Consider the following 22,524-nt stretch of genomic DNA (forward strand, 5'->3'; position numbering starts at 1 on the left):
CGGCGCGCCCCGCGAGGGCGTGTTTCCACCCGTCTCGTGAGAGGAACTGCATGATTCGCCAAACCGTCGCCGCACTCGCGCTCGCCGGCACCGCCGTTTCCGTCGCGCATGCCGCGCAACTGACCGTCGAAGAAATCGACGCCGATTCGCGCCAGCAGGCCGTCTACCAGTGCGCGAACCAGAAGCAGCCCGTGCGCGTGTCGTACTGGCTCGCCGGCAACGGCCAGAGCTTCGCGCTCGTGCCGGTCAACGGGCGGCAACTGCTGTTCGTCGATACCGTGTCGGCTTCGGGCGCGCGCTACCAGGCCGGCCGCTATACGTGGTGGACGAAGGGCAAGGAAGGGACGCTGCGTGACGAGATCGCCGACCGGAATTCGCCGCCGCTGCTCGCCGACTGCGTGCAGGTCGAGAAGAAAAAGAAGCAGGGCTGAGCGCCGGGCGCGATCGCGGATCATGCCTGCCAGCGCCAGCGCCAGCGCCAGCGCCAGCGCCAGCGCCAGCGCCAGCGCCAGCCGGCTGCCGGATCTGAAGGTTCGGCGTTCAGGCTGGCAGCGAACGCTTGGGCAATGCAGTCCGGGATCAGGCCCCTGATATCGCTCGCCGGCCGATCGGGATAGCCCGATCGGGCCGGCCGCCGACCGTGCGGGGCCGCACGGGCCCGCCGCGCGAACCGACGTTGCGGTCGTTCGCGGCGTTGTCACGGACAGATGGCCGCGCAGTGCTACAATACGCCCCTTTCCGCCGGCATTCGCGCCGAACGGAGTCCGCACGGCCTGGTGTCCAGCGTTCGCATTGAACCGGTCCCAAGCGCCAGAGCGGCGCCGCGCGGCGCGCCGCGGCTCCGTCTATTTCCGAATTGTGATGAGCGCAGGCCCGGCTGGCCTGACGCACGATGTCCCCGCCGCGCCTTTTGAGCGAAACGCCACCATGTCCGATTCTGTCGCCAAGCCCGTCGACGCAACCTTCGACCAATTCGGCCTTGCCGCCGATATCCTGAAAGCCATTGTGGAGCAGGGCTATACGACGCCGACGCCAATCCAGGCGCAGGCCATTCCGGTCGTGCTCGCCGGCCGCGACGTCATGGGCGCCGCGCAAACAGGCACCGGCAAGACCGCGAGCTTCTCGCTGCCGATCATCCAGCGCCTGCTGCCGCAGGCCAACACGAGCGCGTCACCGGCGCGTCACCCCGTGCGTGCGCTGATCCTCACGCCGACCCGCGAACTCGCCGACCAGGTCGCGGCGAACGTGCACGCGTATGCGAAGCACACGCCGCTGCGCAGCGTGGTCGTGTTCGGCGGCGTCGACATGAACCCGCAGATGGCCGAACTGCGCCGTGGCGTCGAGATCCTGATCGCGACGCCGGGCCGCCTGCTCGACCACGTGCAGCAGAAGACGGCGAATCTCGGCCAGGTGCAGATCCTCGTGCTCGACGAAGCCGACCGGATGCTCGACATGGGCTTCCTGCCCGATCTGCAGCGCATCCTGAACCTGCTGCCGAAGGAGCGCCAGACGCTGCTGTTCTCGGCCACCTTCTCGCCGGAAATCAAGAAGCTCGCGTCGACCTACCTGCGCAACCCGCAGACGATCGAGGTCGCGCGCAGCAACTCGACGAACGCGAACGTCACGCAGATCGTCTACGACGTCGCCGAAGGCGACAAGCAGGCGGCCGTTGTGCAGTTGCTGCGCGGTCGCGGGCTCAAGCAGGTGCTCGTGTTCTGCAACAGCAAGATCGGCGCGAGCCGGCTCGCGCGCAACCTTGAGCGCGACGGCGTAGTCGCGTCGGCGATCCACGGCGACAAGACGCAGATCGAGCGGATGCAGGCGCTCGACGCATTCAAGCGCGGCGAAATCGAGGCGCTCGTCGCGACCGACGTGGCCGCGCGCGGCCTCGACATCGCCGAGCTGCCGGCCGTGATCAACTTCGACCTGCCGTTCAGCGCGGAAGACTACGTGCACCGGATCGGCCGGACGGGCCGTGCGGGCGCGACCGGCGACGCGCTGTCGCTGTGCAGCCCGAACGAGCGCAAGCAGCTCGCCGATATCGAGAAGCTGATCAAGCGTCCGCTCGAAGTGCAGGCGCTCGTGCTCGACAAGCCGGCGCGCCATCGTCACGACGACCGTGGCGGCGAGCGCGGCGGCGACCGCAACAGCGAACGTGGTGGCGAGCGCGGTGGCCGGCGCGAACGCGACGAGCATCGCGGTGCGTCGGGGCGCCGCTCGGCCGGCGCCGAGCGCAGCGGCCATCACCGTCGCCACGAAGCGCCGGTCGACGATTTCTTCCTGAAGCCGTATGAGCCGTCGGCGGCGGCGAAGCAGTCGGACGACGCGCAGCCCGCGCAGCAGCCCGAGAAGAAGGGGCCGAAGCGCCAGGTCGCCGCGCTGCTCGGCGGGTTCGGGATGCCGCGCAAGCCGTCGGCGTAAGCCGGGCGAACGTGGCGGTGCGGTGCGCGAGCGCTGCCGGAAAAGCGGGTGCATGCGATGAGCATGTGCCCGTTTTTTATTGGGGCTGTGGTCGGGTGGGGGATCGGGTGTGGCGCGCGGTGCCGGCGAGCGATGCAACCGGCATTCGATCGGCGCGAATCCGGCTCGCCGGGTGCCTTAGCCGGCCAGCGGCCCGAAGCGCCGCGCCCACGCAGCCGTCGCGGCCGCGTAGAACGCATCCAGCGTCGTGCCCGCGAGCGCACCATCGGGCGCGAGGCCCAGATGCACGGCCGCGGCCTGCAGCGCCGGCAGCGGATTGTCGCGCTCGAGTGCGGTCGCGCCCGTCTGCTTGCTGAGCTTCTCGCCGTTTGCATCGACGACGACGGGTACGTGCAGATACTGCGGCGTCGGTACGCCGAGGCAGTGCTGCAGATGAATCTGGCGCGCGGTCGAATCGAGCAGGTCGGCGCCGCGCACGACGTGCGTGATGCGCGCATCGGCGTCGTCGACGACGACCGCGAGCTGATAGGCCCATTGCCCGTCCGCGCGCTTCAACACGAAATCGCCGACTTCGGTCGCGAGATTCTGCGATTGCGTGTGCTGCCAGCGGTCGTCGAACGAGACGATCGCGTCGTCGCCGTCCGGTACGCGCAGCCGCCATGCGCGCGCGGGCTTGCCGTGCAGGCCGGTGCGGCAGGTGCCCGGATAGGCGAGCGTCGTGTGGCGCTCGTGCGCGGCGCGCAGCGAGTCGGCGATTTCCTTGCGCGTGCAGCCGCACGGATAGACGAGCCCCGCTGCGACGAGCTGCTCGAGCGCGGCCGTGTAGGCAGCATCGCGCGTGCTCTGCCATACCGGCGGCTCGTCGGGCGTCATGCCGAAATGCGCGAGCGTCGCGAGGATATCGTCGGCTGCGCCGGGTACCGTGCGCGGGCCGTCGAGGTCCTCGATGCGCACGAGCCATGCGCCGCCGTGCGCGCGTGCGTCGAGCCAGCTCGCGAGCGCGCCGACCAGCGAGCCGAAGTGCAGCGGCCCGGTTGGCGACGGCGCGAAGCGGCCGCGATAGCCGTTCATCGGGGCTCGGGCCGCGCGCTTACGCGGCGCTGGCTGCCTGCACGCAGGCCGGGCACGACTTGCCGGCCACGTAGCTAGGCGACTGTTGCGCTTCCGGCGTGACGACCGCGCGGCACGCGAAGCACGTGACGTTCTCGGTGGGCTGGAGTTGCGGGTTCAGCGCGGTGCGGTAATCGAACACGAAGCAGTCGCCGTGATAGTGCGCGCCGCCGACTTCCTCGAAGTACTTCAGGATCCCGCCTTCGAGCTGGTACACGTTCTCGATGCCGATTTCCTTCATGTGGATCGCGGCCTTCTCGCAGCGGATGCCGCCCGTGCAGAACGACACGACCGTCTTGCCGTCGAGATCGGCGCGGTTCGCATCGATCACTTCCGGGAACTCGCTGAACTTGTCGATCCGGTAGTCGAGCGCGTCGTCGAACGTGCCGACGTCGACTTCGAACGCATTGCGCGTGTCGAGCATCACGACCGGGCGGCCCGCGTCGTCGTGGCCGCGGTCGAGCCACGCCTTCAGCGTGCGCGCGTCGACGAACGGTGCGCGGCCGAGCTCCGGCTTGATCGCGGGCTTCTTCATCGTGATGATCTCGCGCTTCAGGCGCACGAGCATGCGGCGGAACGGCTGCGAGTCGGACAGGCTTTCCTTGAACTGCAGCGTCGCGAACTTGCCTTCGAACAGCGGATCGTGGCGGATGTACGCGATGAACGCGTCGGCTGCTTCGCGCGTGCCGGCGATGAACAGGTTGATGCCTTCCGGTGCGAGCAGGATCGTGCCGCGCAGGCCGAGTTCGTTGCAGCGGGCGGTGACGAGCGGGCGCCATTGCTCGTTCGCGTCGAGCGACACGAAGTGGTAGGCGGCGAGATTGACGATGGTCATGATGGTCCGACGGGGAAACGGCCGCACGGCGGCCCGCAAAAAAGGGTGCGAAGCCGTGGCGATGATTCGAAAAACCGTATTATCCCGCAAACCGCGCGCGCACCGGCATCCAGCCGTTTGGCCAGCAGCGCGACGTGGCGTCGCGCGCATCGGCCGAACGGCCGGTGAGGGCATTTTTTGGGCAGCCTGCGCGGCGGGGCGGCTACAATAGCGCCCATGTCAGATCCTCGCTTCGTCCATCTTCGCGTTCACTCCGAATTCTCGATTGCCGACGGCATCGTGCGTCTCGACGACATCGTCAAGGCGGCGGCCGCAGACGGCCAGGGCGCGCTCGCGCTCACCGATCTCGGCAACGCATTCGGCCTCGTCCGTTTCTACCAGGAAGCCCGCGGCAAGGGCATCAAGCCGATCGCCGGCTGCGACGTCTGGATCACCAATGCGGACGATCGCGACAAGCCGTCGCGGCTGTTGCTGCTCGTGAAGGACAAGGTCGGCTACCTGAATCTCTGCGAGCTGCTGTCGAAGGCATGGCTCACGAACCAGTATCGCGGCCGCGCGGAACTCGATGCGAGCTGGCTCGACGGCGAGCTCGCGCAGGGGTTGCTCGCGCTGTCGGGCGCGCAGCAGGGCGATATCGGGCTCGCACTCGCGGCCGGCAACGAGGACGCCGCGCGCCGTCACGCCGAGCGCTGGGCGAAGGTGTTTCCGGGCGGCTTCTACATCGAGCTGCAGCGGTACGGCCAGCCGGGCGCCGAGGCGTACATCCAGCAGGCCGCGACGCTCGCCGCGTCGCTGAAGCTGCCGGTCGTCGCGACGCACCCGACGCAGTTCATGACCGGCGACGATTTCACCGCGCACGAGGCGCGCGTGTGCATTTCGGAAGGCGACATCCTCGCGAACCCGCGGCGCCAGAAACGCTTCACGACCGACCAGTATTTCCGCACGCAGGACGACATGGCCGCGCTGTTCGCCGACCTGCCGTCCGCGGTCGCGAACACGGTCGAGATCGCGAAGCGCTGCAACCTGAAGCTCGAGCTCGGCAAGCCGAAACTGCCGCTGTTCCCGACGCCGGACGGCATGTCGCTCGACGATTACCTGGTCCAGTTGTCGAAGGAAGGGCTCGAGACGCGGCTCGTGCAGTTGTATCCGGCCGAAGCCGAACGCGACGCGCAGCGCGACACGTACTACAAGCGCCTCGAATTCGAATGCGGGACCATCACGAAGATGGGCTTCCCCGGCTACTTCCTGATCGTCGCGGACTTCATCAACTGGGCGAAGAACAACGGCGTGCCGGTCGGCCCGGGCCGCGGCTCGGGCGCCGGTTCGCTGGTCGCGTACGCGCTCGGCATTACCGACCTCGACCCGCTGCGCTACAACCTGCTGTTCGAGCGCTTCCTGAACCCGGAACGCGTGTCGATGCCCGACTTCGACATCGACTTCTGCCAGCACGGTCGCGACCGCGTGATCCAGTACGTGAAGGAGAAATACGGCGCGGATGCCGTGTCGCAGATCGCCACCTTCGGCACGATGGCTGCGAAGGCGGCCGTGCGCGACATCGGCCGCGTGCTCGACCTCGGCTACATGTTCACCGATGGCATCGCGAAGCTGATCCCGTTCAAGCCGGGCAAGCACGTGACGATCGCCGACGCGATGAAGGAAGAGCCGCAGCTTCAGGAGCGCTACGACCACGAGGACGAAGTCCACCAGTTGCTCGATCTCGCGCAGCGCGTCGAGGGCCTCACGCGTAACGTCGGGATGCACGCGGGCGGCGTGCTGATCGCGCCCGGCAAGCTGACCGATTTCTGCCCGCTGTACACGCAGGGCGACGACGGCGGCGTCGTCAGCCAGTACGACAAGGACGACGTCGAAGCCGTCGGCCTCGTGAAGTTCGACTTTCTGGGCCTCACGACGCTGACGATCCTCGACTGGGCCGAGCGCTACATTCGCCGCCTCGATCCGTCGAAGGCCGACTGGTCGCTCGCGCAGGTGCCGCTCGACGACGCCGCATCGTTCCAGATCCTGAAGAAGGCCAACACGGTCGCGGTGTTCCAGCTGGAAAGCCGCGGGATGCAGGGCATGCTGAAGGATGCGCAGCCCGACCGCTTCGAGGACATCATCGCGCTCGTGTCGTTGTACCGTCCGGGCCCGATGGACCTGATCCCGAGCTTCTGCGCACGCAAGCACGGCCGCGAGAAGGTCGACTATCCGGATCCGCGCGTCGAACCCGTCCTGAAAGAGACCTACGGCATCATGGTCTATCAGGAGCAGGTGATGCAGATGGCGCAGATCATCGGCGGCTACTCGCTCGGCGGCGCCGACTTGCTGCGTCGCGCGATGGGCAAGAAGAAGCCCGAGGAGATGGCCCAGCATCGCGAGATCTTCGCCGAAGGCGCCGCGAAGAACGGCCTCGCGCGCGAGAAGTCCGACGAGATCTTCGACCTGATGGAGAAGTTCGCGGGCTACGGCTTCAACAAGTCGCACGCGGCCGCCTATGCACTGCTCGCGTATTACACCGCGTGGCTGAAGGCGCACCATCCGGCCGAATTCATGGCGGCCAACATGACGCTCGCGATGGACGACACCGACAAGGTGAAGATCCTGTTCGACGACTGCGTCGTGAACAACCTCGCCGTGTTGCCGCCTGACATCAACCAGTCGCATTACCGGTTCGAGCCCGTCGCCGAAGCCGACGGCAAGCGTTCGCGCACGATCCGCTACGGCCTCGGCGCAGTGAAGGGCAGCGGCCAGAACGCGATCGAGGAAATCCTGCGCGCTCGCGAGGAAAAGGCGTTCACCGACCTGTTCGACTTCTGCGAGCGGATCGACCGGCGCGTCGTCAACCGCCGCACGGTCGAGGCGCTGATCCGCGCCGGCGCGTTCGATTCGCTGAACGCGAACCGTGCGCAGATGCTCGCGTCGGTGCCGCTCGCGATGGAAGCGGCCGACCAGGCCGCGGCGAACGCGATGCAGGCCGGCCTGTTCGACATGGGTGCCGAGTCGCCGCACGCGCATGCGCTCGTCGATGAACCGGCGTGGGACGACAAGCGCCGCCTGCAGGAAGAAAAGGGCGCGCTCGGCTTCTACCTGTCCGGCCACCTGTTCGACGCGTATCGCGACGAGGTGCGCCGCTTCGTGCGGCAAAAGGTCGGCGACCTGAAGGAAGGGCGCGACAAGCTGGTCGCGGGCATCATCGCGTCGCTGCGCACGCAGATGACCCAGCGCGGCAAGATGCTGATCGCGTTGCTCGACGACGGTTCGGGCCAGTGCGAGATCACGATCTTCAACGAGCAGTTCGAGGCGAACAAGGCGCTGTTCAAGGAAGACGAACTGCTGATCGTGCAGGGGCAGGCGCGCAACGACGCATTCACGGGCGGCCTCCGCTTCACGGCCGATACCGTGATGGATCTCGAACGCGCGCGCAGCCGCTATGCGCAGGCCGTGCGGCTGACGATGAACGGCAACGCCGACGCAGCCGCGCTGCGCCGCGTGCTCGAGCCGCACGTGTCGAAGGACGATCCGGCTGCCGCGCCCGCGGTCGAAGCGCCCGCGCCGCGAGGTGGCGGGCGTGACGGCGGCCGTCGCCCGCAGGCGCCGCTGCCGAACGGGCTCGCGGTCCAGATCCACTACAGCAACGCCCGGGCGCAAGGCGAAATGCGTCTCGGCGACGCGTGGCGCGTGAAGCCGAGCGACATGCTGCTCGCGGAACTGCGCGCGGCGTTCGACGGCAGCGTCGTCGAAATCACGTACTGACCGCGTCCCGACCGGACGGCTGTCGCGATACGCGGCCCGTCGCATCGCCATCGTGCGGTGCGGCGGGCCGTTTTTACATCTTCGGGTAACCGGGTCTTGGGCAGGCCATCCGGACGCTATACAATCCGGCGCAAGCCGCGCTCGCACGCGCGCATACAAACGGGGGCGGATCCATGCCGCGAGCGGCAACGCGCGACAGGGCCGTCCCGGAACAGGATGCCGGCGCATCGGCCCGTCGCGACGATAAAAACTGACAGTCACCACATCACCATGGCCAACGGGAACCCGACGGGGCGAATCCTCGTGATCCGGATTGATTTTCTGGGCGACATGCTGTGCACGACGGCGTTCCTCGGTGCGCTGAAGGCGCGCTGGCCCAGCGCGGAACTGCATGTGGTCGCGAACCGCTACAACGCGGCCGCGCTGGCCGGAAACCCGGACGTGCACACGATCCACACGTACGTGTACAGCCGCCAGTGCGAACGCAACGACCGTCCCGGGCGGATGCGCGCGTTCTTCGACCGGCTGCGGCTCGTGCGGCGCCTGCGTCGCCTGCGGTTCGACCTCGTGGTCGTGCCGAACGGCGGCATGCATCGCAGCAGCATGCAGTTCGCGCGCCAGCTCCGCGCGAAGGATTGTCGCTGGCACGATGCCGAGACCGAATTCGACGATCGCAAGCCCGAGCATGTCGCACAGCGGCCGATGTGCCACGAGGCGCTGTCGGGGTTCCGGCTCGTGCCCGAACTCGGTTGCGCCGATCTTGACCGTCTTGAGCTGTCGGTGCATCCGGACCGCGCGCTGCAGGATGCGTGGTATCGCCTGCTCGGGGAGCGCACGAAGCCGCGCGTCGGACTGTTCGTGTCGAACAAGGCGGCCGAGCGCCGCTGGCCCGCGGACCGCTGGCGCGACCTCGGCGAGCGGCTCGCGCCGTTCGCCGACGTGATCGTGTTCCGCGATCCGGCCCTCCGCAACACCGCCGAGGACGACGCGTGGCGCGACGTGAGCGCGCGCCATGTCGCGCCGTCGTCGGTCGCCGATCTGGTGGCCGCCGCGAGCCTGCTCGACGCAATCGTGTCGGCCGACAGCGCACCCGTGCATCTCGCGTCGGCGCTTGGCGTGCCCGTCGCCGCACTGTTCGAGGATCGTCCCGAGAAATACCTGCGCTGGCATCCGCTCGGCGTGCCGCACGTGATCCTGCGTGCCGGCGCGACCGTCGACGCGATCGGCGTCGATGCTGTCGAGCGCGCCGTGCGCCATCTGCTGCCGCAGGCCGGCCATTGCGACGCGCCGATGGCCGATGCGGGACGCGCGCGGCCGACTTCCGCTGCGACACCCGCGATCCCGACCATCGCTTCGTAGCGCCGGACGCACCGCGCATGGTGCAAGCGCCGGTGCGCGGGCGCGTGCCGCACTGCGTCCCGCAGACAGGGCCGCATCAGGACCCCATCGGCGCGTCACGCAAGGCCGGTTCGCCATGCCGCGCCGGCTGCTGCAAAATCCTGTACATTGCCAGCCTTGTTCAGCCAGCTAGACAGATCGATCGCCGTGGCCCTGTTTTCCTCCGCCCGCCCGCCCAGAACCATCCTCGTTGCCGCGCCGCGCCGTATCGGCGACGTGCTGCTGACGACGCCGCTCGTGCGTTCGCTGAAGGCCCGCTGGCCCGATGCGCAGATCGACATGCTGGTGTTTCGCGGCACCGAAGGCGTGCTCGAGCACAATCCGGACGTGCGGCGCGTGATCGTCGTCGCGCAGCGCGCGGGATTCCGCGAGCGGCTGCGCGACGCGCTGTCGATGTGGCGCCGCTACGATCTCGCGTGCGCGGCGCTGAGTTCCGACCGGCCGCGCTTCTATAGCTGGTTCGCGGGCCGCAAGCGGGTCGGCCTCGTCGATCCCGATCGCGTCACGTGGCTCACCCGGATGATGCTGAACGGGATCGCGATCAATCACCACGAATCCGCGCATACGGTCGTCAGCACGCTCGCGCTCGCCCCCGTGATCGGCATCGAGCCGGTGTCCGAGGTCGTCGCGCCCGGCATTGGCGACGACCCCGCCCGGCGTGCCCGCTTCGACGCATGGCTCGCGGAGTCGCCGGCGATCCGCGACGGCAAGCCGCTGGTCGTCCTGCATCCGTATCCGATGTTCCGTTACAAGCAATGGCGGCTCGAAGGCTGGGTCGAGATGATCGGCTGGTTGCGCGAGCAGGGCTTTGCGGTCGCGTTGTCGGGCGGTCCGGCCGATCGCGAGCGCGAGTATGCGGAGCAGGTCGCGGCCGAGGCGGGCGGCGACGTGCTGAACCTGGTCGGCCGCCTCACGTTCGGCGAAAGCGCGGAGCTCGTGCGGCGCGCGCGCCTTTTCATCGGGCCCGACACCGGCGCGACGCACGTCGCAGCCGCGACGGGCACCGACACGATCGCGCTGTTCGGCCCGTCCGACCCGGTGCGCTGGGGGCCGTGGCCGCAGCACTGGCCCGCGACCGAGAATCCGTGGTCGCTGCGCGGCTCGGGTCGGCACGGGAACGTGTGGCTGCTGCAGGGGGAGGGCGATTGCGTACCGTGCCGGCACGAGGGCTGCGAGCGCAAGGTCGACAGCCGCAGCGATTGCCTCGTCAATCTCGGCGCGCAGCGCGTGAAGGCCGCGGCGGCCGAGATGCTCGGGCTGAATCCGCCGGGCCCGGCGGAGGTCTTTGTCGACACGTCGCGACTGCATCGCGCCGGATCCGACTGACGCGCGGGAGGCGCGCGTATTTTCTTCGTTCGGAGGGGGGGCGTTTCGCGACGGGCCGCGCTGAAGGTGCGCGCGCTCGTCCGGACGGCGGGCCGCCGCCCCACCTGAGCCGGTCGGCAGCGGGGCGTATGCCGTCGTGCGTTACGCGCTGCGCCGGATCGCCGACGTTTCGCGCGGCAGCGCCTCGCTGCGCTCGCCGCAACCGAGCAGGATGCCGGCCAGCAGCACGATCAGGTGCCCTTCGGCGAAATCGAGCAGCAGCGAATTCGCGAGACTGCCGATCGCGAAGATGGCGAGCCACCCGAGCAGCAAATGCCGCGAGCGCGAATCGAGCGTGCGGCTGCCGCGCGCGATCTGCACGATCAGGTTGACGAACAGCAACAGGCCGAGCGAGCCGAGCTGCACGGCCATCAGCAGGTATTCGTTGTGCGGGTTCGACGTGAGCTGGCCTTCGGCCGCCGTCTTGCCGGCCGTGAGTTTCTCGAATTCGGATTCGAGGCCGCCCGCACCGTAGCCGATTACCGGGCGCTGGCGATACAGTTCGAGCCCCTTCTTGTACCACTCGAGGCGCAGCCCGGTCGACGTGGCCGCATCGCTCTGCCGGTATTGCTGCACTTCCGACACGACCTTCACGAGCCGGCCGTTGTGAACCGTGCATGCGGCGACCACGAGCACGACGCCGAACAGGACGAGCACGCCGGCGGCGAGCCCCGCGCGCAGCGCCGACTGACGGCGCAGCAACAACACGAAGCGCACGGCGACGACGAGGATCAGCAGCAGCGCGATGACCTGCCCCGTGCGTCCCTGCAGCATGACGAACACGTTGACGAGCGACCACGCGGCGACGCCCGCATACGCGGCGCGGGACAGCGCCGTGCGGGCGGCAAGCGCGAGATCGGCCGCCTGGTAGAACAGCAGCGCGCCGAACATGCCGGCGGCGATGTGGTTCTTGAACACCCATGCGCGCGATAGCGGCAGATCGGTCGCGTGCGCGGGCCCGATCGAGGTCAGCCCGAGATAGTTGGTCGTCGACAGCAGCAGGATCACGCACAGCGTGCCGAACCAGCAGCGCCGCACGATCGGCGCCCAGTTCGAATGCCGGAACGCGAGCACCGCGAAGGGCAGCAGCAGCAGCTTGTCGTATTTGGCGACCCAGTTCCACGCCTTGTTATGCGGCGCGACCGTATACGCGACGCTGGCGGTCAGCGTGGCGAGGATCAGCAGCGCCGCGAGCGAAGCCGGGTCGGTGACGAACGAGCGCAGGTCGCGCCAGAATTCGGGGGAGATCACGAGCGCGGCGGCGAACAGCCCGCAGAAGACGTTGGTCAGCGCGGTCGAGACCGGCACCATGCAGAGCGCGGCGACGGCGAATGCGCGGGCGGCGGTCAGGCGCCGCGTGGCGGGAGCGGAAAACGAAAGCATCGGAACCTGTCGAATGGGCGAATACGGCATGCGGGCACCGTGCCGCGCGCCGCGCGTTCCGGCGGCACTGGCCGGGACGAACCGCGAAGTATACGCGAAGCAGGTCGCGTTTCCGCGTCGTTTCCGGGGCCTGATCAGCGGAATTCGATCAACTGAAGGCGCGCTTGATCCGCGAACGCAGCAGCGCACGCTTCAGGCGCCCAACGACTGCCGGCGTGTCGAGCGCGATGCGCGTGCCGGCCGGCTCGCCGCGATGCAGGTAATAGCGGTCGAACGTCGCCTGGGTCATGCCCCATTTGTTGAGGAACTGGCGGCGGCCGTCGTTCTTGACGATCTTGCCCGTGCTCTTCTGCTGGAAGTGGTAGACGAGGCTGTCGCCGACACCGAGGAAGATCCGGCAGCCGGCGTCCCAGAATTTCATCGAGAAATCGTTGTCGCTGCTCATGCCGGGCGACAGTTCGCTGCTGTAGCCGCCGATGCGGTTCCACCAGTCGCGGTGCACGAGGGTCGGCGGCCAGGTCGACCCGAGCCAATCGGCGCGCGCGAGCCGCGGGGTTGCGTCGACGAGGCCCGCCGCGTCGAAATGCTCGGCATCGCGGCCGAAATTGCTGACGACGACGCACGGGTTGCGCGTGTCGACCGGCTCGACCATCGTGCCCGACAGCATGAAGAGGTCGGTCGGCATCGGTTCGATGCGGCGCACGAGCGCCGTGTCCCAGCCGGGGCAGCAGAACATGTCGTCGTTCATGTAGACGACGTAGTCGCGCGTCGCGCGCGCGGCGGCCAGGTTCACCGCATGGCAGATGCCGATGTTGGTCGGCGATGCGGTGTGTTCGATCCCTTCGCTGCGTACCCAGTCGAGCGTGCCGTCCGAGCCGTCGTTCACGTGCACGATGATCTGGTGGTCGTACGCGGAATGGCGGCGCAGGCTGTCGACGACGAGCTTGAGGTACGGCAGGTTGTTCCAGGTCGGAATGATGATGGAGAACATGGCGGTCGGATTCGGTGGTCGTCGTGGCGGGCGGCGCGCGGTGCAGCCGCTTGGGCGGGCGCGTGCGGCGCGGGCAGCCCGGCATTGTAACGCCGGGCCGGCCGCGTGCCGGCGGCGAGCAGGGGCGCGCGCTCAGCGCGCCGGTTCGTGGCCGAGTTTCAGGAAGCGGTAATAAACGGTTTCCGCGTTGAACACGGCGATCATGAAGCCCGCGCGGCCGTCGAGGAACCCGCGCCGCAGCACGTAGGTGCGCACGAACGCCCAGGCGCCGCGCGCGAGCGCCTTGCCGAAGCCGCCGCGCTGGCCGGCCGCGCGGCGCTGGCGCGCGCCGGCTGTCGAATACGCGTCGAGCTTGCGCACGACGGTTTCGAAGTCCTCGTACGAGTAATGCATCAGCTTGCCGGGCAGGCGCTGCGCGACGGTATCGAACACGAGACGCTCGTGCACGAGATCGTCCGAGAAGCGCGCGGTGCCGCGCCGGAACAGGCGCGGCACCCAGTCCGGATACCAGCCGCTGTGATGGATCCACTGGCCGCAGAAGCTCGACAAGCGGTCGAGCGCATAGACCTGCGCGGCCGGCGCGCGGATCGCGTCGCGGATCGACTGCGCGAGTTCCGGGCTGACGACTTCGTCGGTATCGAGCGACAGGATCCAGTCGGTGCCGAGCGCGTCGAGCGCGCGGTTCTTCTGCGGGCCGAAGCCCGGCCAGTCGCGTTCGACGATCACGCGCGCGCCGTGCGTCTGCGCGATCGCGACCGTATCGTCGGTGCTGCCGCCGTCGATGACGACGACATCGTCGGCGAACGACAGCGCGTCGAGGCACTGGGCGAGCCGCGCGGACGCGTTGAGGGCGATGAGGGCGACGCCGAGGGAGGGTTCAGCCATGAAATCGTCGGAAAGGCGGAGAAAACGGTGAGCGGCAGTATACCCGCGGCCCGGCCGCGGGCCGCATCGGCCATGACCGTGCCGGCGGGGGCGGTGCAGCTATAATGTTGAGCCCTTTTCGGCACCCGCCCGACAGGGGCGAAATCCCGGGCGGCCACGCGCCGGGCGCCGCATCGCGGCTCAAGAAGGATTGACTTGGAAACCCAGAACACTCTTCGCAAACCGATGGACGGCACCGGCACCTCGCCGGTCACGGTCCTCAAGCGCCTGTGGCCGTACATCCGGCCGCTTATCGGCATCGTGGTGCTCGCCGTGATGACGATGGGCGTCGTCGCGGCCACCGAAGCCGGCATTCCGGCGCTGCTCAAGCCGCTGCTCGACCACGGCTTCGGCGTGCACGGCAGCGACAGCGCGAAATGGTACGTGCCGATCGCGGTGATCGGCCTCGCGCTCGTGCGCGGCGTATCGCAGTACGCATCGAATTACCTGCTCAACTACGTATCGAACCGCATCCTGCTGCAGCTGCGGCTCGAGATGTTCCAGCGGATGCTCCACACGGGCGCGTCGTTCTTCCAGCGCGAAACCGCGAGCACGGTGATCAATGCGATCGTGTTCGAGGTCAACCAGATCCTGTCGGTGCTGACGGGCGTGATGGTCACGCTCGTACGCGATTCGCTGACGGTGATCTTCCTGCTCGGCTACCTGTTCTACCTGAACTGGCGGCTCACGCTGATCGTTGCGGTGATCCTGCCCGGCATCGGCTGGCTCGTCAGCAAGATCAACCGCCGCCTGCGCCGCCTGAACCGCGAGCACCAGACGCTGACCAACGAGCTGTCGTACATCGTCGAAGAGACGGTCGGCGGCTACAAGGTCGTCAAGGTGCACAACGGCGAAGCGTACGAGATGGGCCGCTTCACCGCGATGAGCAAGCGCCTGCGCGGCTACGCGATGCGCATGACGATCTCGGGCGGTCTCGCGCAGCCACTCACGCAGTTCCTCGCATCGATCGCGCTCGCGGTCGTGATCACGATCGCGGTCGTGCAGTCGACCAACGACCAGACGACGGTCGGCGGCTTCGTCGCGTTCGTCACGTCGATGCTGCTGGTGATCTCGCCGCTGAAGCACCTGATCGACGTCAACCAGCCGCTGCAGCGCGGAATGACGGCCGCCGAGCTGATCTTCGGGCTGATCGACGAGCCGGCCGAGCCGCAGGGCGGCGGGCGGCCGCTGTCGCATGCGCGCGGCGAGATCGAGTTCCGCAATGTGTCGTTCGACTACGGCGCGGCCGAGCGGCCGACGCTCGACCGCATCTCGTTCAAGGTCGCGCCGGGCGAGATGATTGCGCTCGCGGGCCCGTCCGGCAGCGGCAAGACGACGCTCGTGAACCTGCTGCCGCGCTTCTTCGACCCGACGGACGGCGCGATCCTGGTCGACGGCGTGCCGGTTTCCGACTACGAGCTCCACGCGCTGCGCAGCCAGATGGCGATGGTCAGCCAGGACGTCGTGCTGTTCAACGACACGATCGCCGCGAACGTCGCGTACGGGCAGACGCCCGACCGCGCGCGCGTGCAGGCCGCGCTCGAGGCCGCGAACCTCGCCGATGCGGTCGCCGCGATGCCCGACGGGCTCGACACGCTCGTCGGCGGCAACGGGATGCGGCTGTCCGGCGGCCAGCGTCAGCGGCTCGCGATCGCGCGCGCGATCTACAAGGACGCGCCGATCCTGATCCTCGACGAAGCGACGTCGGCGCTCGATTCGGAATCGGAGCGCCACGTGCAGGCCGCGCTCGAACGGCTGATGGAAGGTCGTACGACGCTCGTGATCGCGCACCGTCTGTCGACCATCGAGCGGGCGGACCGCATCCTCGTGCTCGAGGCCGGCAAGATCGTCGAAGAGGGCAGCCACGACGAACTGCTGCGCCATGGCGGCCTCTACGCGCACCTGCACCGGATCCAGTACCAGCAGCAGGCGGCTTGACGCACGTTCCGTTCGCGTCAAACCAGTGTGCTAGGCTTCATCGGGCAGGCCCGGTCATTTCGTACGACGTGACAACACGGAGGGAAGGCACAATGAAGAAGATGCAACGCATGATGCTGGCTGCACTGATCGCGGCGGGTTGCGCCGCGACGGCGGCGATGGCGCAGGATCACGGCAACTACGACAAGCACGACAACCACGATAACCGCGGCGGCCCCGGCATGCAGCGCGGCCACGGCCCGAAACGCATGCCGCCCGGCCAGGCGATGCACCGCGAGGACGACGTGCCGCCGCGCTGGGCCGACCAGCCGCGTCGCGACTGGCACAAGGGCGACCGGTTGCCCAACGAATTCCGCGACCGCCAGTACGTGATCGACGACTGGCGCGGCTACCGCCTGAGCCCGCCGCCGCGCGGCTATCAGTGGGTCGGCGTGGGCGGCGATCACCTGCTCGTGCAGATCGGCTCGGGCCTCGTGCTGCAGGTCGGCCAGTAACGTTTCCCGTCGTTTATCCGGTTGCCGGGCGCGCGCCCGGCAGCCGCGTCACTTTGTCGCAGCGTGGCGGAACCAGCGTCGCTCGATTCTCGACATCCCCCAGCACACGCCCAGCGCACACACGGTGCCGAGCGTCACCTCGCCGAGCCGCATCAGCGGAATGTCCCACAGCGGGCCGTTGCCCGGAAACAGCAGCACGATCGTCGCGGTCACGCCGCCGAGCCGTGCCGCGCTGCCGACGTTCAGGCACCAGCAGCAGACGATCGTGAGTGCGACCGCGAGCGCATAGGCGACGAGGCGATCGCCGCCGAGCGCGGCGCCGGCGAAGCCGAGCACGCCGCCGATCATCGCGCCGATGAACTGGTCGCGGGACAGCGACATCGTGTCCGAGTAGTTGTGCTGTGTGACGGCGATCGCGGTGACCGCCGCCCACACCGCCTGCTCGGTGTGCAGCGCACGCCCGATCGTGTACGCGAGGCACGCGCTGCAGACGGCCTGGATGGCCATCAGCACGCCTTGCACGAAACGCTCGCTGAAGGTCAGCCCCTTGAACAGATCGAAGATCGACTGCTGGATCTGCTGGCGGGCTTCGTTGAGTGTCCTGATCGTATCCATCGTGAGTTCGCCAAGAAGCGGGTAACGGCGGCGCGCCAGTCTCAGTGCGCCTGTTCGGGCGACGTGGCGGCCGGTTCGTCGGTCGCGGCGTCGCCGTTATCGACGCGCGTTTCGGGCATCACGAGCCAGACCAGCAGCACCGCGAGCGCACCAGCGCCCGCGAGCCCGAAGAAGCTGACCGCGTTGCCGAAGTGGTCGGCGACGTAGCCGGCCGCGGCCGTGCTGAGCGTCGCGCCGATCCCGGCCGCGAGCCCGAAGAGCCCGATACACAGGTTATAGCGGCCCTTGCCGCCCGCGACGTCGGCCGCGATTAGCGGCAGCATCACGCCGAACACGGCCGCGCTGATGCCGTCGAGCATCTGCACGGGCACGAGCAGGTACGGGCTGCTCACGCCGGCGAACAGCAGCGCGCGCACCGGTAGCGCGGAGAAGCCGAGCAGCAGGATCGGCCGGCGCCCCCAGCGTTGCGCGGAGCGGCCGACCCACGGCGACAGCATCGCGACGATCGCCTGCGGCACGATGATGCACGCGGCGATCACGAGCTGCACGTTCTCGCCCATCCCGGCCGTGACTTCGCCGGCCGCGAGGTTGAGCATCGCGGCGTTCGACAGGTGGAACAGCACGACGCACGCCGCGAAGATCAGCATCCGGCGGTCGCGCAGCAGTTCGAGCAGCGTTTCGCGTTCGCCGGCTTCGCCGTGGTCGCCGTGGTCGTCGGGCTTCGACGACTGCGGGATCACCTCGTGCGTCGGCTGGATCATCGCGAGCGCGAACAGCGCGGGTAACGCCAGCACCGCAGTCAGCCAGAATACCGCGCGCGCGGAGAAGTATTCGCCGGTGAGCCCCATCAGGCCCGCTGCGACCGCGCTGCCGATCGATGCCCAGCGCGCGTTGCGGCCGAGCCGGTCGCCGAGGTCGGCGCGGCCGACGAGCGAGAACGAGATCGCGGCCATCGCCGGCACGAGCATGCAGCTCGCGAAACCGTGGAACACCTCGGCGGCGATCACCGGCACGATCGTCGGGCTCGACGCGAGCAGTACCGCGGACAGGATGATGGCCGCGATCGCCCACGCGGCCGCGCCCTTCTTGTTCTTCAGCGCATCGACGGCCGCGCCGCCCGGCACCTGGCTGACCATCGCGCTGATCGTGCCGATCGACAGCACCATGCCGATCTCGCCCTGCGTCCACTTGTGCGACGCGAGGTAGGACGCGATGAACGGACCGAACCCGGTTTGAACGTTTGCAACGAAGAAGTTGAGCCAGTCGAGGGACCGCAGACTGCGTACGCTGACGGAATGCTTGATCGTCATCGGGTGGCACTCGCAGACGAAGCCGGCGCGGGGGCGGCAGGGGGCGGCGAGACCGCGACGATCGGCTTGTCGGCCGCATAGGGCGGCGATGCCTTGATCTGCGCGTCGTTCAGGTCGAGCTGCGGATGCAGCGCCTTGTCGCGCGTGACGAAGCGCAGCGCGGCCCAGTTCGCGGCGATCGAACGGCGGTCGGTATTGACGAGCCCGCCGAGGTCGAGCACGACGGCCTGCGGTTGCGCGTCGCGGTCGATCAGCACGTCGACGACGCGGCCGATCTTCGTGCCGTTCGGGCGCTCGACATCGCTGTCGAGCATCGGCAGCCGCGTCGTGGGCGATGCCGCGGCCGAGCCCGACAGCGGCACGGCCTTCGGCCGCGCGGCCGGCGGCAGGTCGCCCGACGGCACGTCGAGCACGATCGGCTCCTGTTTGCCGCCCGGCGTAAAGCGGAACACGTTCCACGGGAAGATGACCTTGCGGTCGCCGACGCCCATGAAGCCCTGCAGGTTGACGATCATCTCGCGCGGCTTGCCGTTCGCGTCGGCCACCATGTCGACCGCGCGGCCGATCACCTTGCCGTTGCGGCGCGCGACTTCGCTGTCGAGCAGCGCATGGATCTGGGTGCGGTCGAGCGCGCGCGTCGCGACGAGCGGCGCGGGTGGCGGGGGCGGCGGCGTCGGCGATTCGGGGCGCGGCACGGGCTTCGGCCGCGCCGCCTCGCGGTGCGGCTTTTTCGGCGTTTCCGGTTCCTCCGGCTGAGTCGGCGCCGGCACGGGCGGCATCGTCAGCGGCTCGCCGGCCGTTTCCTCGACGGGCTCGACGAGCGCTTCGCTGATCGGCGCGGGCGGATTCTGGGTCGGCAGCAGCCCGCAGCCGGACAACAGCACGGCGGCGGCGAGAATCAGGAAGACCGTCGACGACGGAAACGACTTGCGGGATGCGGGAAACGGAAGTCCGCCGCTCATTGACACTCACTCCATGGGTCGGGGGCGGCCCGAGGGCACGCGGCTGGCGATGGATGGCGGGTGCGGGCGGCGCACCACGCGAGGTGAGAGTTTAACGTGTCTTGCTTTCAGGACCGGTTTCGATGGCCGATTGGAGGCGGACTGTCGGGAAAAGGAAGGGATCGAAGGCGGGGCGGGTGATGCCGAATGACGGCTGAGGATGCGGCTGCGGCGCCCGACCGTCGAGGACGACGATGCGGGCGCCGCGCGTGCCGGCTGCTTATTTGACCAGCGCGCCGAGCGTCGTCGTCACGGGCGCGAGCACGCCGCCGCCCGTTTTCGAGATCGCGCCGGTGCCGGTGCTGCCCGTCAGCCCCGCGACGGACGAGCCGCCGGCCGCGCCCGACACCGCTCCGGTCACGGTGCCGACCACCGACGTGAGCGCGCCTGCCGGGTTGCTGCCGCCCGTTGTGCCGCCGAGTGCGCCCGCCGACAGGAGCCCCGTGACCGGCGCGAGCGGACTCGTCGTGGCGCCGCCACCGCCGAGCAGCGTCGTGCCCGCGGTCGCCACCGTGTTGCCGGTCGCCGTCACGACGTTGCCGACGCCGGTCGTCACCGGATTGCCGCCGGTCTTCGCGATCGTCGTGCCGGCGCTCGCGACACCGTTGCCGACCGTCGTCACGAGGTTCGTGAGCGGCGCGCCGAGCGGCGTGCTCGACGCGACGGTCTGCGTGACCGACCCGACCGTCGACGTGATCGGCGTGATCGCCGAGCTGGCGGCGCCCGTGATCTGTGCGACGGGGCCGGTCGACAACTGGGTGCCGAGCGTCGCGCCGCCGATCGCGATCGTGTTGCCGAGCGTCGTGATCGCGCCGCCGACGGGCGACGTGACGGGTGCGAGCGGCGCCAGCGCCGAACCGCTTGCGCCGAGACTCGACACGACGCCGCCGGTCGCGGCGACCGCGTTGCCGAGGTTCGTGACTACGCCGCCCGTGCTCGCGACCGTCGTGCCGACCGGGTTCGACGACGCGCCGAGCTGGCCGAGCCCCAACCCGACGCCGTTGCCGAGCGTCGTGACGGCCGCACCGGCGTCCTGCACGACGGTGCCGAGCCCCTGCGTGGTCGCCGCGTTCGTGCCCGGCAGCGACTGGCCGGCGATCACCGTGCCGACACCCGACACGGTGCCGCCCGCGGCCGTCACGATGTTGCTCGACGAATCGATCGTCTGGCCGAGTGCATTGGCCGATGTGCCGGTGCCCGAGGTGCTGCCGGAGCCGCTGCCCGTGCTACCGACGGTCGAGCCGGCCCCCGACCCGCTGCCGGAACCGTTGCCCGTGCCGCCGGTCGTGGCCGTCGTATTGCCCGAACCCGATCCGCCGCCGCCGGTGCCCTGGCTCAGCGAGCCGGAGCCGCCGCACGCGGACAGCGACATCAGCGCCGCAACGCCCGCCGCGATCATGATCATTCGGAGTCCTGCTTGATGGGTGTTCGGCGTATTCATGTCGTCCTCGTATCGATTGAAGGGTTGGGTCAGGCGGCCTTCGCGTGCGCCGATGCGTCGTCGCTACGGTGGGGAAGCGGCTGGCGCATCGTTGGTTGTCTCCCTGATCGACCTGTCGTCGCGTCGCGTGTTCGCCCGTACCGGAAGCCGGAACACCTGTCGGGCGAGCAGTTTGCATTCTTTCGTATTGCTTGCCGATCACGCCGGAAAACACCGGATTCCTGGCGATCAGAGTAGGTCTGCCGGCGTGAGACGTCCTTTAACGATCGTTAAATTGAAGTAAGCGTCCGATTCAATGCCGGAATCGGGGTAATCACGGTCGACGCGGTGCGAATCGTATGAGTCGGTGCCGGTCGCGCGGGTGTCGGGCGACGGGGAAGGGAGGGAGAGCGGGAGAGGAGGCGGTGCACGCAGGCGCCGGCCCGGCCCGCCGTCATGGCGGGCAGGCGCGGGCGCTGCCCGATGCAGGGAGAAACAGGAGCGTCAGGCGTCCGGATACCACGCGTCGGTGAATTCGCTGACCTTGACGTCGGTCAGTTCCGGCCGTGCGGCCAGCCAGCCGCGCACGATCTCGCGATCGGCGTCGGTCGTCGTGCCGCGCGGCGCGCCGGAGATCACGTAGGCGCCGATACCTTCGTCCGCCGACGCGACGGTCAGCAGCCCGTTCGCTTCGACGAAGTCGATGAATGCGTCGATCAGTTCGCCGCGTTCGAGGTCGGTCATCTCGTTGCGGTAATGCGCGGTCGCGTTGAACGCGAGTTCCTGGAATTCGCCGATGTGGAGTTTCTTGCGCTGACGGCGGTTGTGGCCTTGGCTCATGGTGTGCGGTGAGTGAATGAGAGGTGGGAAAGGATCGTGCGGCGGCTGGCGCCGGCACCCTGTCGACGTGCCGCGCGACCGGGGCCGGCGGCGAAAGGGTGGCGCGTTGCGCCGTCGCGATGTCGTGTTATCTCGGGGGCGATCTTGAAACCATTCTTAAACAATTGCGCGATGGGCGTTTCGAGGAGCGGCTTGGCTCCGCGGCCCATCGCGCGCATGACCGAATGATACAGGGATGGCGAGCTTCTCCGGCCTTGCTATGGTCGGCGGCTATTCGAACCACGACGAGGGCCGTATGTCGGACGAATCGCTATTCGTACAATGGTCGTGTCGATCTCAAGCCGGGGGATCTGTTTTTCTGGGTTGCGGTCGGTGAGATCCAGGCGCGCCTCGGGTTCGATGATCTTGCTGCCGCTTCAGCAGTTTTGCTCGGTCAAGCCGATGTGCCTGCGCCCGGAAAATTCGCTACGGCGACCAAGGGCACATCGGTCGCGTCCATTGCGGCGCGCAAGCTGTTGCCGATTCAGACGAGGATGCGATTGCCGATGATCATGTCGGTGAGCGCTCGGGGCGTGCGTATCGCGTCTACGAAGAGTCTCGGTGCATGGGTTGGCCGAACCATCCCCGTGATCGGGGAAGTTTTTTTGGCTGCGGACTCGGCCGTAATCATGTTCAACACCGTGCGTCGGTATAACGCCATCGCCAAACCAGAAGACAGGGTGTTCTGAT

Annotated in this window: 18 protein-coding genes; 8 read left to right on the forward strand and 10 right to left on the reverse strand. The window is 68.5% G+C overall.

Annotated elements, in window-relative coordinates; genetic code table 11:
• The first annotated feature begins 50 nt into the window (after positions 1 to 50).
• Positions 51 to 431, forward strand: a complete 381-nt coding sequence (locus tag JYG32_RS00825) for an MliC family protein (RefSeq protein ID WP_174383478.1) — start codon at positions 51 to 53, stop codon at positions 429 to 431.
• A gap of 430 nt (positions 432 to 861) precedes the next feature.
• Complete coding sequence (locus tag JYG32_RS00830; protein ID WP_213264379.1) at positions 862 to 2,421, forward strand: DEAD/DEAH box helicase; 1,560 nt, start codon at positions 862 to 864, stop codon at positions 2,419 to 2,421.
• Between the two features lie 177 nt (positions 2,422 to 2,598).
• On the opposite strand, the gene gluQRS is transcribed toward JYG32_RS00830, so the two are convergent.
• Positions 2,599 to 3,492, reverse strand: a complete 894-nt coding sequence (gene gluQRS / locus JYG32_RS00835; RefSeq protein ID WP_174383476.1) for a tRNA glutamyl-Q(34) synthetase GluQRS — start codon at positions 3,490 to 3,492, stop codon at positions 2,599 to 2,601.
• A gap of 19 nt (positions 3,493 to 3,511) precedes the next feature.
• The gene (locus JYG32_RS00840; RefSeq protein WP_174383475.1) at positions 3,512 to 4,366 is read right to left on the reverse strand and encodes a sulfurtransferase; all 855 of its coding nucleotides are present in this window, start codon (positions 4,364 to 4,366) and stop codon (positions 3,512 to 3,514) included.
• Positions 4,367 to 4,582: 216 nt separating this feature from the next.
• On the opposite strand from JYG32_RS00840, the gene dnaE reads away from it, so the two are divergent.
• The 3 genes from dnaE to JYG32_RS00855 all read left to right on the forward strand — a co-directional run bounded on the left by dnaE (position 4,583) and on the right by JYG32_RS00855 (position 10,840).
• On the forward strand, positions 4,583 to 8,116 hold the full coding sequence (gene dnaE / locus JYG32_RS00845; protein ID WP_213264380.1) for a DNA polymerase III subunit alpha: 3,534 nt from the start codon (positions 4,583 to 4,585) through the stop codon (positions 8,114 to 8,116).
• 270 nt (positions 8,117 to 8,386) lie between these two features.
• Positions 8,387 to 9,475: a glycosyltransferase family 9 protein gene (locus tag JYG32_RS00850; RefSeq protein WP_213264381.1), complete on the forward strand. Its 1,089-nt coding sequence runs from the start codon at positions 8,387 to 8,389 to the stop codon at positions 9,473 to 9,475.
• Between the two features lie 186 nt (positions 9,476 to 9,661).
• A complete protein-coding gene (locus JYG32_RS00855; RefSeq protein ID WP_174383472.1) occupies positions 9,662 to 10,840 on the forward strand; it encodes a glycosyltransferase family 9 protein in 1,179 nt (392 codons plus the stop codon).
• Positions 10,841 to 10,981: 141 nt separating this feature from the next.
• Here the strand turns inward: JYG32_RS00855 and JYG32_RS00860 are convergent, their stop codons facing one another.
• The 3 genes from JYG32_RS00860 to JYG32_RS00870 form a co-directional block, all read right to left on the reverse strand.
• The gene (locus JYG32_RS00860; protein ID WP_213264382.1) at positions 10,982 to 12,262 is read right to left on the reverse strand and encodes an O-antigen ligase family protein; all 1,281 of its coding nucleotides are present in this window, start codon (positions 12,260 to 12,262) and stop codon (positions 10,982 to 10,984) included.
• A gap of 148 nt (positions 12,263 to 12,410) precedes the next feature.
• Complete coding sequence (locus JYG32_RS00865; RefSeq protein ID WP_174383470.1) at positions 12,411 to 13,253, reverse strand: glycosyltransferase family 2 protein; 843 nt, start codon at positions 13,251 to 13,253, stop codon at positions 12,411 to 12,413.
• Positions 13,254 to 13,385: 132 nt separating this feature from the next.
• Positions 13,386 to 14,138 (reverse strand): glycosyltransferase family 2 protein, encoded by a 753-nt coding sequence (locus tag JYG32_RS00870; RefSeq protein ID WP_213264383.1) that lies wholly within the window; start codon positions 14,136 to 14,138, stop codon positions 13,386 to 13,388.
• 225 nt (positions 14,139 to 14,363) lie between these two features.
• Here JYG32_RS00870 and msbA point away from each other — a divergent pair, with 225 nt between their 5' ends.
• Both msbA and JYG32_RS00880 read left to right on the forward strand, forming a co-directional pair.
• Positions 14,364 to 16,115, forward strand: coding sequence for a lipid A export permease/ATP-binding protein MsbA (gene msbA, locus JYG32_RS00875; RefSeq protein WP_249744615.1), 1,752 nt, complete (start codon positions 14,364 to 14,366; stop codon positions 16,113 to 16,115).
• Between the two features lie 92 nt (positions 16,116 to 16,207).
• A complete protein-coding gene (locus JYG32_RS00880) occupies positions 16,208 to 16,609 on the forward strand; it encodes an RcnB family protein (RefSeq protein WP_174384315.1) in 402 nt (133 codons plus the stop codon).
• 48 nt (positions 16,610 to 16,657) lie between these two features.
• Here the strand turns inward: JYG32_RS00880 and JYG32_RS00885 are convergent, their stop codons facing one another.
• The 5 genes from JYG32_RS00885 to JYG32_RS00905 form a co-directional block, all read right to left on the reverse strand.
• Positions 16,658 to 17,224, reverse strand: a complete 567-nt coding sequence (locus tag JYG32_RS00885) for an FUSC family protein (protein ID WP_174384314.1) — start codon at positions 17,222 to 17,224, stop codon at positions 16,658 to 16,660.
• Positions 17,225 to 17,265: 41 nt separating this feature from the next.
• Entirely contained in the window at positions 17,266 to 18,534 is a 1,269-nt protein-coding gene (locus JYG32_RS00890; RefSeq protein WP_174384313.1) for an MFS transporter, read from the reverse strand.
• Positions 18,531 to 19,496 carry a PRC-barrel domain-containing protein gene (locus JYG32_RS00895; RefSeq protein WP_213264385.1) on the reverse strand — a complete coding sequence of 322 codons (966 nt, stop codon included), beginning with the start codon at positions 19,494 to 19,496 and terminating at the stop codon, positions 18,531 to 18,533. The genes JYG32_RS00890 and JYG32_RS00895 overlap by 4 nt, the downstream gene beginning before the upstream one ends.
• Positions 19,497 to 19,755: 259 nt before the next feature.
• Positions 19,756 to 20,976 (reverse strand): collagen-like triple helix repeat-containing protein, encoded by a 1,221-nt coding sequence (locus JYG32_RS00900; protein WP_213264386.1) that lies wholly within the window; start codon positions 20,974 to 20,976, stop codon positions 19,756 to 19,758.
• 483 nt (positions 20,977 to 21,459) lie between these two features.
• Positions 21,460 to 21,795, reverse strand: a complete 336-nt coding sequence (locus JYG32_RS00905; RefSeq protein WP_034184839.1) for a YggL family protein — start codon at positions 21,793 to 21,795, stop codon at positions 21,460 to 21,462.
• 272 nt (positions 21,796 to 22,067) lie between these two features.
• Here JYG32_RS00905 and JYG32_RS39550 point away from each other — a divergent pair, with 272 nt between their 5' ends.
• Positions 22,068 to 22,523 carry an STM2901 family protein gene (locus JYG32_RS39550; RefSeq protein WP_213265351.1) on the forward strand — a complete coding sequence of 152 codons (456 nt, stop codon included), beginning with the start codon at positions 22,068 to 22,070 and terminating at the stop codon, positions 22,521 to 22,523.
• Position 22,524: the final 1 nt, after the last annotated feature.

The organism is Burkholderia pyrrocinia (assembly GCF_018417535.1).
GTDB lineage: Bacteria > Pseudomonadota > Gammaproteobacteria > Burkholderiales > Burkholderiaceae > Burkholderia > Burkholderia pyrrocinia_E.